Below are 14,633 nucleotides of genomic sequence, written 5' to 3'. Positions count from 1 at the left end.
CATTTTTTGGTTTTACACAAAAATAGTTATAAATTAAATTTTATTTTATGTTTTACGGCATAAATTTACGCAAAGGTTTTCGATTAAGATAAATTAAAAATAAGTATTTGTTTTTAATTTTTTAAAAATTAAACCTTATACCTGCGGTTATTCCAAATTTTCGAGCTTCTGTATTATCAAAGTAATTTCCTCTAAAGTTAAAGTCTACACGTAACAATTTAAAAATATTAGCAACCCCAACACTATATTCGTAATACGGGTCTTGAGACGGTGCTGTTAAAGTTGTTTCTGCACTATTACCAGTTGTATTAAGTGCTACGTTTTTGTCTGAGATGGCTCCTAAAAAAGTCTTAAATCCTATAACTGTTCTCAATTTGGTCTTTTTTAATAAAGGAATTCTAGAAAATATTCTTCCATTAAAATTATGCTCTAAATGAAAGGAAGCGTATTTATCTGTTACAAATTCATAAAAATTTAATAGGTTAAAGGTATTGTTAAATATAAAATAAGTTTGATTTCCTGGAGCAACACTTAATAAGCCTAAAGGAACTTCTCCAAAAGTCTGTCCTATTTCTAAAGAGGTTTTTAATCGACCAAGTCCGCCTATTTCCCATAGTTTAAATAAAGAAACTTGAACTTTAGTATAATTAAAATCACTACCAAAAATATCTTTACTTCCCTTGGATATTTGCGTAAAATATTGGGTGTAATTAGTATTTGCAGGTTCTCTTTGCACTCCAAAACCAGACATTTTTCTTTTAGGGTAGTAGCCTATGGAAAATACGGTTTCTAATTGTCTTATTTTTGATGAAATTCCTGATGATGCAGTAACATCATTGTAGTCTAAACTAAATGTATCTGAAGCAGAACTTAGTGTTTTGTAATTTGCAGAAAGCTTCAAGATTAAATTTGGGGTTGGTTCAATTTCTCCTGTAAGCGTAGTAATATTAATGTTTGTTAATTTATCATTGGTACCTGTTCCTATTAAAGATGAAGAACCATCACTTCTTCCTAAAACATCTGTATTTGCTGTTAAAGTAGCTCCAATTTGTTCTATATCATGCTTTTTACCACTAGTAATTATAAGTCTATTTTTTTTGTTTAGAAGCCATTTTGCCTGAAATCCATATTTTAGATTTTCATCTTTTAAGCCATAAGCCGTATATGCTTCTAGTCTAAACAAATCATTTGTAGATTTATAGGTTCTACCACCAACTCTTATTCGTAATCCTTCTACATCATTATAACCAAAAGTAGAAAAAATAGGACCATAATCTATATTTAAGGCATCAATTTCAAAATATCCAGAATACATGGTCTGAACAGCTTTATTAATGTTTTTAAATTTTTTAACCGTTTTTAAGGTATCTATTAATTTATAGATTCCTTTTTCATTTTTATTTAGTGCTTCTAATCTATTTTTATCCCAAAATGTTCTAGACATACTGTAGGTAGAGTCGTTATTTTGGTTAAAAACTTTTTTATCATAAAAGCTTTCATCTTTTAAAGGTTGATTAAAAACATAATCTTTATAAATAGTAGTTTTTTTACCATATACACCTCTAGATTTGTCTTTTTTACTAAGTGCAAAATCTGATAATAAAAAGTCTCGCTTTAAAACAAAAATAGAATCGTTTAGCAGCTCAAATTCTTGTTCTATATATACATCTTTAACCCAATTTATATTGGCGTTTTTTACTACTTGTAAATTTATTTCCTTTACAGCAAAAGTAGAATCATTAACCCAAAAATTACCTTTAAAAGTAAGTTCGTTTTTTCTTCTAGGGTAATAAATAATATTGTAGCACCATTTTTTGTCTATAAAAGAGCTATCCGCTAAAACGTAATTGTAATTGTTGATTCCGGTTTTTGATAATGGGCTCACAAAGCTTTTATCAAAAATTTTTAAATAATTATCATAGATATTGTATTCAGAATATAGATCATCTACATAATCGATAAGTTGCTGTTCTGTACTAAAACCAGAGTTTTGATTGGCTATTAAAACTTCTTTTTCTTTGTTTAGAATATTATCACCATAAACTTCAGAAAGGCCTTCGTTTAAAAAAACGGGTAAAAAAGTTTTTCCTGTTACGCTAGAAGTGTCTACATCTTTAAAAACGAATTCTAACCCTTTAAATATTTTTTTCTTCTTTAATTTATCATCAATAGTATTTAAATCAAATTCTACTTTTTCATATTTTTTATATTTATATTGATTAAAATGACTTAATCCGTTTTTACGCTTTTGCGCCCAAATTTTTCTAAGAATATCAATTGCAGGATTGTTTTTTTTAGGTTGTTTTCCTGTTACTATTATAATTTCTTTTAAAGCGTCTGTCTCTTCTTCTAGCGTAAGTTTTAAATTGTAGTTAATTCTTTGTTCTAAAGTTACTATTAATGTTTTAAAACCAATAAAAGAGATCTCTATTTCTTTCCAATTATCTTTAGATTCTAAATAAAAACCACCGTTTTCATTACTTGTAGTTCCTTCTGTAGAACCATTAAATTGTATACTACAATAAGGAAGCGGTATATTATTTGTGTCTGTAATAATCCCTTTTACTTTTGTTTGTGCTAGTAATGAGATAGATACAAAAAGGGTGCAAATTAGTATAAATTTGTATTTCATGTTTAAAAATAATTCTTGTTGTTTTAAGAAATTAAATAACGCATTAGTTTATAAATTATTCTTTAGTCGGTGTGTTATTTAGTTTCTTACTTAATAAAATAATATTCGGATTGAATATAGTGAAATAGAGAATAGGGGAGATTTTAATTTTGTAATAATATGGATTGTTTCTATTATCTATGACAATTTAAAAAGTTTTAAAAAACAAAAATATAAAACAGAACCATAACCTTAGTTATGATTCTGTTTTATATTAAAATATATCTACCAGATGACTGATTTTAATGAAAAAAATGAATTTAATTTTTCGTTCCTAAGAAATTATAATTTTTAGAATAGAATAACATTTGTTCTTCAAAGCTTTTAGGCTGTGTTACTTTAACGTCTAAAATTTGTCCGTTTTTATCTACATCTGGTACTAAAACAGGGTTTACAAAACCACTATAAGGAGCCGATTTAAATTGTGCATTTCTTTCTAAAACTTCCTTATGTAGATTTTGATCTACTTTAACTCCGTAGCCTTCAACTAGTTTCTTAGCAGCTTCAAAATCACCTTCAGATTTTATACGTTGTGCTTCTTTTAGTAAACTTCCAAAAATTTCTCTTAATTTATTGTAATCATTTATATTATAATAGGTTTTACCATCTCTTACAATTTTTTCTATTACGTTGTCTTTCTTTCCATGCTCAAAAGCCCAAGCAGAAACCCATTGTCTGTTTACCATGTGGTCTTCTTCTAAATCATCACCTAAATTAATTCTTATTAATTGCGCCATTAATCCGTTTCTAATATAACCATCATAGGCAGCCATTCCTGTTTCTTTCCAATTATCTGTTAAACCTAATTCTTGAATTTTAGGATCCATTAAATAATACAAACCAACTAAATCGGCACGTCCTTCTTCCATTGTAGAAGCATAATTTTGCAATGTTTCCTTAGGTTGACCAATACCAGCATTTATTTTACCAGAAGCGTGCCCTACAACTTCATGTAAAGCTGTATGTAATTTATCGGCAATCTGTCCGTATTTTTCTTCCAATCTAATTTCTTCTTCATCATTTGCAAATTCTTTTAAACGCCCTGTTCCGCCTGCATTATTATAGGCTCCGATTATATTTCCTAAAGAAACAGATTTAGAACCATGTTGTTGACGAATCCAGTTGTTGTTTGGTAAGTTCACTCCAATTGGAGTACTAGGCGATGAATCTCCTGCTTCACCAGCAACATTTACAGTTTTATAAGAAACTCCAACCACATTTTCTTTTTTATGTTTTGGGTCTAGTGGAGCATTATCTTCAAACCATTGCGCATTGTCAGATAAAACTTTCATTTTACGAGACATATCAAAATCTTTAATTTGAACCACTGTTTCATAAGAACCTCTATATCCTTTTGGGTCGTTATATACTTCTATAAAACCGTTAATCCAATCGATATTTCCTTCTGTAGATGTTGCCCAAGCAATACAATATTGATCCCAGACATCTAAACTACCTGTTTTGTAATATTTTATTAACAAACCTAAAGCATTTGCTTGTTTATCATTTTCTGCAACGGCTTGCGCTTTTTCTAACCAACCAATAATATGGTCTATTGCAGCACCATACATTCCGCCAGATTTCCAAACTTTTTCTACCAACTTTCCGTTCTCTCTTACTAATTTTGAGTTTAAACCGGCTTCAATTGGTTGATCTTTTGGCCCTTTATAAGCCGTTTTATAAAAATCAGCTACTTCTTTATCTGTAATATCAGATTGGTAAAAATTAATGGCAGAAGATAAAATATTATCAATTCCAGCTTTTTTAGTCACTTTTTTATCATCTTCATCATTAAACAAAATAGTTACAATTTCTGATGATAAATTAGTGTTTGAATTTTTTAATAAATCCTTGGTAAAATAAGATTGTGAAAATTCTGGTTTAATTTTATCATTAGAATAATGATGATGAATTCCGTTAGAAAACCAAATTCTTTTTAAATACGTTTTAAAGGCTATAAAGTCTTTACTTTCTCTATCTCCAGTATAATTTTTATTGATACTTTCTAAAGCTTTTCTAACACTTAAGTTATAACGATAGTTTTGATCCCACATAATATCTCTACCAGATAAACCTGCTTGCGTTAAATAATATACAAGTTTTTTCTCTTTTAAGGTAAGCTCTTCGAAACCTGGTATTTTATATCGTAATACTTTGATGTCTGCAAATTGTTCTACAAAATAATTAAATTCTGTTGTTACCTTTACTGCTTCACTCTTCTTTTCTGATGAACAAGAAGCTAATAGAATAGCTACTGAAAAGGCATAAATTATTTGTTTTATTTTCATTTTACTTCATTTATAATTGAAGTATAAATGTACGAATTTTATGCCTGATTTCTTTGAATGTTTTTTAACCGATTCCATGCAATTTTATGGCGTTGTGTATAAATAAGAAAACAACCAATATCTAATAAAAAGTAGAGTAAACTAATTCCTATTGGTGGATTATTACTTGGTAAAAACTTAAAAACTCCAAATGCAGTATCTGGCCATTCCCAACACCCAAAAGCTGTTCCTCCAATTTCTAGAATAACAACTAAAATATACATCGAAAAGAAAAACAATCTATCTTTTGGTCTTTTCCAAAGCAATAAAAAAATACAAATTGTCATTACAAACCCAAAAACATCGTTAAAGAAAATTAAAGAAGTAATTGCTAAAATCGAAATACAAACTGCAAAAAATTGTACAATACTTTTATCATATTTTCTAACAACAGACGATTTAGTAAACATAAAAATTCTTCCATATAAAGCTGCATGACCTAAAGGAACATATAATGGTACATTTTCTAATCTGTAAGTGTACATATGCAAACCACGAGAAAAAAAATATTCGCCAATAAAACCTAAAATTACTGCGTAAATCATCAGTTCTTTAGTTCTTGGATTTGACCTAAAATACATTTTAAAAAACCCTGCAACCATTAAAATATTAATCAATATTTGCGAATTTGTTACATTTTCAGCAAAATAAATACTGTCAAAAAACAAGAGAAAAACAAAAAATACAAACCGACCAATTTCTCGATTAAAGATGTTAGTTATTTTTTTAAAATCTGATTTTGGAATTGAAAAAACGTTCATTAATTTATATATTTAAAACAATCTATTGTGTGATCATTTACCAAACCTGTGGCTTGTAAAAAGGCGTATATAACAGTAGATCCCACAAATTTAAATCCACGTTTTTTTAGGTCTTTAGAAATTTTGTCTGAAAGTTCTGTAGTTGCAGGAACATCTTCTTTCTTTTCAAATTTATTGATAATAGGTTTCTCATTTACATAAGACCAAATAAACTTTGAAAAAGAACCATATTCTTGCTGAACTTCTATAAATAATTGAGCATTTGTTATGGCACTTCGTATTTTTAATTTATTTCTTATGATACCTGCATCTTGCAATAAAGATTCATACTTAGTTTCTGGATATTTTGAAATCTTTTTATAATCGAAATTATCAAAAGCTTTTCTAAAGTTTTCTCTTTTATTTAGAATTGTTATCCAACTTAAACCCGCTTGAAAAGTTTCTAAGATCAAAAATTCAAATAACGTTTTATCATCGTAAACGGGTGTACCCCATTCTTCATCATGATATTTTTTATACAATTCACTATCTGTTACCCAAAAGCATCTTTGTTTCATTCTTTTATTATTAAGGTTGAAAAATAATATTAAATCAATTAAAAATCAATTATCTGTGAAATAATTTTTGATTTAAAATTCACGTTAACTAACTAAAAGAAGGGTTTTACTCATTCTTGTTTTTTTAACTGAAATAACACAACTACTTTTGAGTAACAGTTCATGCAAATGGTGAAATATTCATTATCAATCATGAAAAACTTATATAATTTTAATATATTTAGATATTATGAAACTTATTAAACAATTAATCTTATTATTTTCTATCGGAATCTTTTTTTGGGCTTGTGGTTCATCACCTATAAAAAAGAATACTTCACAAACAGAAGAACCTGTTGTTATTGCTAATGATAGTTTAGAGTACGAAGTAATTATAATAGACCCTGGTTTTACGTTGTTTTTAAATTCTGTAGCACAACCAGAAGGATATTATTCTCAATCTTACCTAGAAGCTAGAAATAGAGTTTGGGTTTTAGAATGGAATAACAGAGCTAGAAACTTAAATCAATATAACTCTAGTATTTATGAAAACATAATTGATTATCAATCAACTATAGACTATGGTTATGATGTAAATTATAAACTTTTTAATTACTTTTTATTTGCCCAAAAAAAGTATAAAATGAATTTAGGTGGTGGTTTTAGGACTGGAAGAATTAGATAAGTTTTTTTATTGTACTACCAATTTAATCTTAATAAAAGCGATAATTTACTGAAAGGTTATCTGGTTAAATTGGTATAAGTTACAAAACTATAATCAAATTTATTTTTATCATCTGCTGTAAAATCTTCTCTGTTTGTTTCTTTCCAAATTTTTAAATCTATTTCCGGAAAATAAACATCTGCTTCAAATTCTTTATGCACTAAAGTGATATCTAATTGATCTGCCAATCCTTTTTGTAGGGTTTCTTTATAAATTTGAGCGCCACCAATTATAAAAACATCATCTTTATTTTCCACTAACGTTATAGCTTCTTCTATACTATTTGCAATTAAACAACCATCTTTAAAATAGTTTTTATTTCTGGTAATTATAATGGTAGTTCTATTTGGCAAAGGTTTTCCTATAGACTCAAAAGTATTTCTACCCATTAAAATGTAATGTCCGGTAGTTATTTTTTTAAATCGTTTTAAATCAGCAGGTAAATGCCAAATTAAATCATTGTCTTTACCTAAAGCATTATTCTTTGCAATAGCCGCTATAATTGTAATCATAGAATCTTATTTTTTAAACGAAAATAAAGTAATTCTCTTTAGAATTGATGTTTTAAGGGCACTTTAAGTAAAATTTATTCATTGACGAATACGATTTCGATGCGAAATAACTGAAAATCAAGCAAAAAGGAAAACCTCTTTTTTTATATAAACAACAATTTAAATTCCCTTTTATTTGGAATTATCAATAATTCATATATTCATTTTATAAAACTGATAATTATTTCATATTCTTACAATTTTATGATGCTTATAAGCATATACTTATATATTTTTACTTAAAATTTTGAATAGAATAATTATGGCAATTAAAAAACAATTTTTGAAAAGTAAACCAGTTTGTAAAGTAACTTTTACTGTACCAGCTGAAGAAGCTAAAAAAGTATCAGTAGTAGGATGCTTTAACGAGTGGAATGAAAAAGCAACTCCTTTAAAGAAATTGAAAAATGGCTCTTTTAAAGGTACTGTAGATTTAGAATCTGGAAAGTCTTACGAGTTTAAATACTTAATAGATGGTGCTTACACAAACGAACAAGAAGCAGATGGACTTGCATGGAATGACTTTGCAGGAGCAGAAAATAGCGTGTTAAATTTATAATAGCAACGTTACGGATATATAAAAAAAGAGCTTTCAATTAATTTATTGAAAGCTCTTTTTTTTATCTACATTATCTTTTTTTTAGTTTATACAGCAACTTTACCTTTAATATGAGGGTGAGGGTTATAATCTAACAGCTCAAAATCTTCGAAAGTAAAATCTTCAATATTATTTATTGCTGGGTTTATTTTCATTTTTGGTAAAGGTCTAATATCTCTAGCTAACTGAATATCAAATTGTTCTTTATGGTTGTTATAGATATGTGCATCTCCAAAAGTATGAATAAATTCTCCAGCCTCATAACCACAAACTTGTGCAATCATCATAGTAAATAGGGCATAAGAGGCAATGTTAAAAGGAACTCCTAAAAAGATATCTGCACTTCTTTGATATAACTGACAAGATAATTTACCATCTGCAACGTAAAACTGAAAAAATGCATGACAAGGAGGTAAAGCTGCTTTTCCATTTGCTACATTTTCCGAAAAAGAAACAGAGGTATCTGGCATCACAGACGGATTCCAAGCAGAAACCATCATTCTTCTAGAATTAGGATTATTTTTTAAAGTGGAAATTACATCTTTTAATTGATCGATCTCATCACTATTCCAATTACGCCATTGATGTCCATAAACCGGACCTAAATCTCCATTTTCGTCTGCCCAATCATTCCAAATTCTTACACCATTTTCTTGTAAGTATTTAATATTTGTATCGCCTTTTATAAACCAAAGCAATTCATATATAATAGATTTTAAGTGTAATTTCTTGGTTGTTACCATTGGGAAACCTTCACTTAAATCAAAACGCATTTGATAGCCAAAAACACTTTTTGTTCCGGTACCTGTTCTATCTCCTTTTTCGTTTCCGTTTTCTAAAACGTGTTTTACTAAGTCGTGATATTGATGCATTGTTTAATCGTTTAATTGTTTAGTTGTGTAATTGTTTTGTTGAGCTACGTGTAAACGTTTAAACAATTACACCTTTTTTACCCAATAATCATACCTGCGATAGTTGCAGACATTAAAGAAGCTATGGTACCACCAATTAAGGCTTTCATTCCAAATTCTGATAAAACTTTTCGTTGACCTGGAGCAAGAGAACCAATTCCTCCAATCTGTATACCTATAGAAGCAAAATTGGCAAAACCGCACAACATATACGTTGCCATAATAACAGATTTATTAAAAGTTAAATGCGTTGCATTTGCTACGTTTTTTAATTCTGCTAATTGTATATATCCTACAAACTCACTAGCAGCTAATTTTATTCCTAGTAACTGTCCCATAAGTGCCATATCTTCTACAGCAACACCAATTAACCACATTAAAGGCGCAAATATATATCCTAAAATAAACTCTAAGGTTAACTCCTTATAAGCAGTGTTTTGTACAATCCAATCATTAATACCAGTTACACTACCTAAAGATGTAAAACCATAGTTTATCATTGCTATAAAAGCAACAAAAACTAACAACATAGCACCAACATTTACTGCCAAACGCAAACCTTCTGTTGTACCGTTTGCAATTGCATCTAAAATATTAGCTCCAATTTTATCTGAAGACACTTCTACATCAGTATTAATGCTCTCTGTTTGAGGATATAATATTTTTGAAATAATTATTGCTCCAGGTGCCGCCATTACAGATGCTGCTAATAAATGTTTAGCATACTGTAATCTTAAAACGGGGTCATCACCACCTAAAAACCCTATGTAAGCAGCTAATACAGCACCTGCTACCGTTGCCATACCACCAATCATTACTAATAGCATTTCTGACTTATTCATTTTTTCTAAATAAGCTTTTATTAGTAAAGGAGCTTCTGTTTGACCTAAAAAAATATTTCCTGCAACAGACAGACTTTCTGCTCCAGAAATTTTTAATACTTTAGATAATACAATACCAAAACCTTTTACAATAACTTGAATAATTCCTAAATAAAATAAAAGAGATGTAAGCGCAGAAAAAAAGATAATTGTTGGTAAAACTTGAAAAGCAAAAATGAATCCAAATTTATTCATATCACCTACCATACCTGCAAATAAAAACTCACTTCCAGCTCTTGTAAAATCTAAAACTTTAACAAAAATACCTCCTACAAATTCAAAACCATGTTGAATAAAACTTACCTTTAAAACACCTATTGCAATTATTAATTGAAAAGCCAATCCTAAACCAACAGTTTTCCAGTCGATTGCTTTTTTATTCGCACTAAATAAGAATGATATGATTATTAATGACACGATTCCTAAAATACCTCTCCACAAACTTTCTAAAGAAAAACCTTGACTAGGTAATATTTCTGTTACAGCGGAAACTGTTTCTGTATTTTGAGAAAAAATTGAAATTGAAAACAAGCAGAAAACGGCAATAAATATTTTTTTCATAATGTGTACTAATAATATTAAGAGCGTTTACTAATTTCGTCTCTAATTTTTGCAGCTAATTCGTAATTTTCATCAGAAACTGCACTATCTAATTGTTCATGAAGCTCTTTTAAACTTACAGCAGAAAAAGAAGCTTCTTTTTTAATGATTAACGCATCTAAATCTAAAGAGTCTTCTTCAGATTCTAAAGTATCTTCAACACCAAATTCTTCTTCTATCTTTAGAAAAATACCTGCTTTTTCTAAAATATTTTCATAAGTATATATTGGTGCCTGAAAACGAACAGCTATAGCAATTGCATCTGATGTTCTTGCATCTAAGATTTCTTCTACACCGTCTTTTTCACAAACTAAGCTAGAAAAAAATACACCATCTACTAATTTATGGATAATTACTTCTTTTACTTTGACAGAAAAACGGTCTGAAAATGTTTTAAATAAATCGTGTGTAAGTGGTCTTGGAGGTCTAATTTCTGTTTCTAAAGCAATGGCAATAGATTGTGCTTCGAAGGCTCCAATAATAATAGGTAAAGTTCTTGTACCTTCCATTTCGCTTAAAACCAACGCATAAGCACCGCTTTGAGTTTGACTGTAAGAAATACCTTTTATAGTTAATTGTATTAAACTCATAAATTTATTTACGTAAATCTAAAAAAAAATGTAAAATTTTTGAAGTTATTTTTACAAACTTTTTAGAGGGCACAATTTAATAAAAATAATAGGTTAATACTGATATTTCTTTAAAAAGTGACAATTACTATTGCGTGAAGGATTGAAGCAACTGTTTGAGCTCTTTTTATTTTTCTTTTAAAATAAAAAAGCGAGTGCGAAAAGCCTGACGAAATTATTTTGGTTTTGATAAAAGTTGATAAAAAAAACTTATCAAAATTTTACTTCTGATAAGTTTCTAAGAATATACTTTAAATAATTTGGGCACGCCCAAAAGATTTTAAGACGCTTTAAAAGCTTTTAATTTTTCGATTAGTTTTGGTACAACTTCAAAAGCATCACCAACAATACCATAATCTGCCGCTTTAAAAAACGGTGCTTCTGGGTCTGTGTTAATTACAACTTTTACCTTGGATGCGTTGATTCCTGCCAAATGCTGAATTGCTCCAGAAATACCAATGGCAATATATAAATTGGCTGCTACAGGTTTACCTGTTTGCCCAACGTGTTCTGAGTGTGGACGCCATCCTAAATCTGAAACGGGTTTAGAACATGCTGTTGCAGCACCTAAAATACTGGCTAATTCTTCTATCATGCCCCAGTTTTCTGGTCCTTTTAAACCTCTACCGCCAGAAACAACAATATCTGCATCTGCAATGGTTACTTTGCCAGTAACTCTTTCTACTTTTTCTGATTTTACTTTAGATGCTACAATCGTAGCTTCAAAAGTTTCTGTAGTACCTGCAACAACATTTTCATGAATTCCAAAAGAATTTTTTGCAAGTCCGATAACCTTATGATCCGTAGAAATTACGGTGTTTGAAAGGGCTTTGTTAGAAAAAGTTTTTCTTTTTACAGTAAACGGATTGGTGTTTGATGGTGTAGCTACAACATTAGAAACACAACCTGCCTCTAAGTTTACAGCTACAATTGGTGCTATATACAAACCATCTATACTAGAATCTACAACTACAACTGTTGCATTTTGTGCTTTTGCTACTTCTGTAACTACAGCTGCATATTGTTTTGCGTTAAATGTATTTAAAGCATCGTTAGTTACGGAAACTACTTTTTCTGCTCCGTAGGTATATAATTCTGATGAATCGCTTGCGTTTATTGTTAATGCAACAACATTAGTACCTAATTGTTCTGCAACTTTTTTTCCATATGAAACTACTTCTAAAGCAGTTTTCTTAAATTTTCCTTCCGATGATTCGGCAAAAACTAAAACAGACATATTATATATAGTTTTTAGTTGTTAGTATATAGTTTTTAGTTTCCTATACCAACAAATTATTTTTTTTAAAATTGTTTAAATGTGTATTTGTTTAATCGTGTAATTGTTGGATTGTAACTTTTACAGTTACACAATTCAACGCTTAAACAGTTACACTTTTTTTTATAGATTCTGAAACAAGTTCAGAATGATTTAATCAGAGATTAAATCACTTTTGCTTCATTATGTAATAAGCTAATTAACTCATCTACATTGTCTGCGTCTACTAATTTTACGGCGCCTTTTGGTGCTAATTTTTCGAAAGATTGAATAGTTGTGGATGCTTCTGCACCAACAGCTTCTATAACTTGTAAAGGTTTTTTACGAGCCATCATAATTCCACGCATATTTGGTATGCGCAAATCTTTTTCTTCTACAACTCCTTTTTGACCTCCAATAACTAAAGGTAAATTGGTAGATAAAGTTTCGTTACCTCCATCAATTTCTCTTTGTACAGAAACATTTGTGCCGTCTACTTCTATACCAACACAACCGTTTATAAAATTAAAATCGGTTAAAGTTGCTAACATTCCTGGAACCATTTGACCATTATAATCTGCAGATTCTTTTCCTGCCAATACTAAATCATACGCGCCACTTTTTACAACGGCAGCTAATTCTTTTGCTACTTGAAACCCGTCTGTAGGATTTACATTTACTCGAATTGCATTATCTGCTCCTATTGCTAAGGCTTTACGCAATGTAGGTTCTGTTTCTGCCCCACCAACATTTACAATTGTTACAGAAGCTCCTTGTTTTTCTTTAAACCACATAGCTCTAGTTAAGCAAAACTCATCATAAGGGTTAATTACAAACTGAACTCCATTTGTATCAAACTTTGTATCGTTTTCTGCAAAATTAATTTTAGATGTGGTATCAGGAACGTGACTAATACAAACCAATATTTTCATAAAATTTTATTTTTATACTTTTTATCGGGAACGAAAATACGTAATTTTTTTAAAAAATACTATGCATGCATAGTATTTTTTAAATTATTTAACTTTTAGTTTAATTTTATATTTTGATATTCTTCCATTAAATAAAAAAGGATAAACGGTAGTACAATTGAAAGATAGGAGAGGTCGAACAAGTTTCCATAAATATTTTGATCAAAACCTTCTTCTATGCAATTAAGAATAAAAGAAATACCCACCAGTCCACCTAAAATGTATATGGTATATAGAAAAACATCGCTTGTTTTGCTTATTTTAAAAGATAAAATAAAAGGTACTATTAATGCTGTAATTATTAAAAATTGAGGAGCATATCTTGTTTGATGATTAAACGGATTGTGTTCAATTATAAAATCAAAATTTGGTAAGTTTATAAAAATAGGTAAAGAAATTAATACTAGAGATATTATAAAAACTGAAGAAAATAATACTTTTTTATAGGTTGTTGTTTTTATAAATGATGAAAATAAAAATAACGTTAGTGGAATGATTACAGTACCTCTTGTCAATACAAAAAAAGCAGAAATAATTGCTAAGAATATTCCTTTTTTAAAAATATCTTTTCCAAATTTACTGCTCCAGGTTGAAATAAATAATAAGAGTAAAATGCTATTACTCATAAAATCACTTTTTACAATTATTTCCCAATAATATGCTGGAGCAAATAATAACAAAGCTAGTACAACAACTTTTTGGTAATTTTCTATTTTTAGTCTAAATAAAAAAAATAAAAATAGTAACAAAGTAAAGGGTTGTAGTAGGCCTACGTCTCCTAAAAGATAAAATGGAAGTCCTAAGTAGAATAGGCCAGGGAAATTAGATGTGGTATTATCTAAATGATCTAAAACGGCATATGGGTATTTGCCTTCTAGTAAGCTTTTTATACCAATTTCCATTGCAGACCATCTGTCTACATTTAATGAATATCCATCAATACTTAAGTTGATGAAAAGGAGAAAAAGAAAAATAAATACAGAAAAGAATATAAAATAACTATTAAATTTTTTTAGCTTATTAAAATATAATTTTAGTTTATGAATTCCTATAAAAACAGACACACAAACAAGCGCATATAAGAAACATAATAAATAGTTAGAAATATAAGAAAGTCTGGCGCCATATTTTAGTACAAACAGCGTGTTAACAAGTAAATAAACAAATAATAATAACTTTTGTTTACCAGATAAAAAAGATATTTTGGCCAAAATAGTA

General features: G+C 29.0%; 13 protein-coding genes. 2 read left to right on the top strand and 11 right to left on the bottom strand.

Annotated features, from left to right (window positions below; translation table 11 throughout):
- Positions 1-121: 121 nt before the first annotated feature.
- The 4 genes from MPF19_RS13330 to MPF19_RS13315 form a co-directional block, all read right to left on the bottom strand.
- Positions 122-2,632 (bottom strand): DUF5686 family protein, encoded by a 2,511-nt coding sequence (locus tag MPF19_RS13330; protein ID WP_249988614.1) that lies wholly within the window; start codon positions 2,630-2,632, stop codon positions 122-124.
- Between the two features lie 299 nt (positions 2,633-2,931).
- Entirely contained in the window at positions 2,932-4,959 is a 2,028-nt protein-coding gene (locus MPF19_RS13325; protein ID WP_249988613.1) for a dipeptidyl-peptidase 3 family protein, read from the bottom strand.
- Positions 4,960-4,997: 38 nt separating this feature from the next.
- Entirely contained in the window at positions 4,998-5,759 is a 762-nt protein-coding gene (locus tag MPF19_RS13320) for a hypothetical protein (protein ID WP_249988612.1), read from the bottom strand.
- Positions 5,759-6,316, bottom strand: a complete 558-nt coding sequence (locus MPF19_RS13315) for a DNA-3-methyladenine glycosylase I (protein WP_249988611.1) — start codon at positions 6,314-6,316, stop codon at positions 5,759-5,761. Before MPF19_RS13315 ends, MPF19_RS13320 begins: the two co-directional genes overlap by 1 nt.
- A gap of 229 nt (positions 6,317-6,545) precedes the next feature.
- Between MPF19_RS13315 and MPF19_RS13310 the strand changes: the two genes are divergently transcribed.
- On the top strand, positions 6,546-6,980 hold the full coding sequence (locus MPF19_RS13310; protein WP_203394187.1) for a DUF6146 family protein: 435 nt from the start codon (positions 6,546-6,548) through the stop codon (positions 6,978-6,980).
- Positions 6,981-7,036: 56 nt separating this feature from the next.
- On the opposite strand, the gene MPF19_RS13305 is transcribed toward MPF19_RS13310, so the two are convergent.
- Positions 7,037-7,531: a dihydrofolate reductase gene (locus MPF19_RS13305; protein WP_203394186.1), complete on the bottom strand. Its 495-nt coding sequence runs from the start codon at positions 7,529-7,531 to the stop codon at positions 7,037-7,039.
- 301 nt (positions 7,532-7,832) lie between these two features.
- Between MPF19_RS13305 and MPF19_RS13300 the strand changes: the two genes are divergently transcribed.
- The gene (locus MPF19_RS13300; protein WP_203394185.1) at positions 7,833-8,129 is read left to right on the top strand and encodes an isoamylase early set domain-containing protein; all 297 of its coding nucleotides are present in this window, start codon (positions 7,833-7,835) and stop codon (positions 8,127-8,129) included.
- 86 nt (positions 8,130-8,215) lie between these two features.
- On the opposite strand, the gene MPF19_RS13295 is transcribed toward MPF19_RS13300, so the two are convergent.
- The 6 genes from MPF19_RS13295 to MPF19_RS13270 all read right to left on the bottom strand — a co-directional run bounded on the left by MPF19_RS13295 (position 8,216) and on the right by MPF19_RS13270 (position 14,626).
- Complete coding sequence (locus MPF19_RS13295; RefSeq protein WP_249988610.1) at positions 8,216-9,040, bottom strand: thymidylate synthase; 825 nt, start codon at positions 9,038-9,040, stop codon at positions 8,216-8,218.
- Between the two features lie 77 nt (positions 9,041-9,117).
- Entirely contained in the window at positions 9,118-10,521 is a 1,404-nt protein-coding gene (locus tag MPF19_RS13290) for a NupC/NupG family nucleoside CNT transporter (protein ID WP_203394183.1), read from the bottom strand.
- A 17-nt stretch (positions 10,522-10,538) separates the two neighbouring features.
- The gene (locus tag MPF19_RS13285; protein ID WP_249988609.1) at positions 10,539-11,150 is read right to left on the bottom strand and encodes a bifunctional nuclease family protein; all 612 of its coding nucleotides are present in this window, start codon (positions 11,148-11,150) and stop codon (positions 10,539-10,541) included.
- 319 nt (positions 11,151-11,469) lie between these two features.
- Positions 11,470-12,426 (bottom strand): electron transfer flavoprotein subunit alpha/FixB family protein, encoded by a 957-nt coding sequence (locus MPF19_RS13280; RefSeq protein ID WP_249988608.1) that lies wholly within the window; start codon positions 12,424-12,426, stop codon positions 11,470-11,472.
- A gap of 203 nt (positions 12,427-12,629) precedes the next feature.
- Positions 12,630-13,376, bottom strand: a complete 747-nt coding sequence (locus MPF19_RS13275) for an electron transfer flavoprotein subunit beta/FixA family protein (protein WP_203394180.1) — start codon at positions 13,374-13,376, stop codon at positions 12,630-12,632.
- A gap of 95 nt (positions 13,377-13,471) precedes the next feature.
- Entirely contained in the window at positions 13,472-14,626 is a 1,155-nt protein-coding gene (locus tag MPF19_RS13270; RefSeq protein ID WP_249988607.1) for a hypothetical protein, read from the bottom strand.
- Between the last annotated feature and the right edge of the window lie 7 nt (positions 14,627-14,633).

It is taken from the genome of Polaribacter sp. Z014 (assembly GCF_023555435.1).
Lineage (GTDB): Bacteria > Bacteroidota > Bacteroidia > Flavobacteriales > Flavobacteriaceae > Polaribacter.
This window is presented reverse-complemented; position numbering and strand designations above follow the sequence as displayed.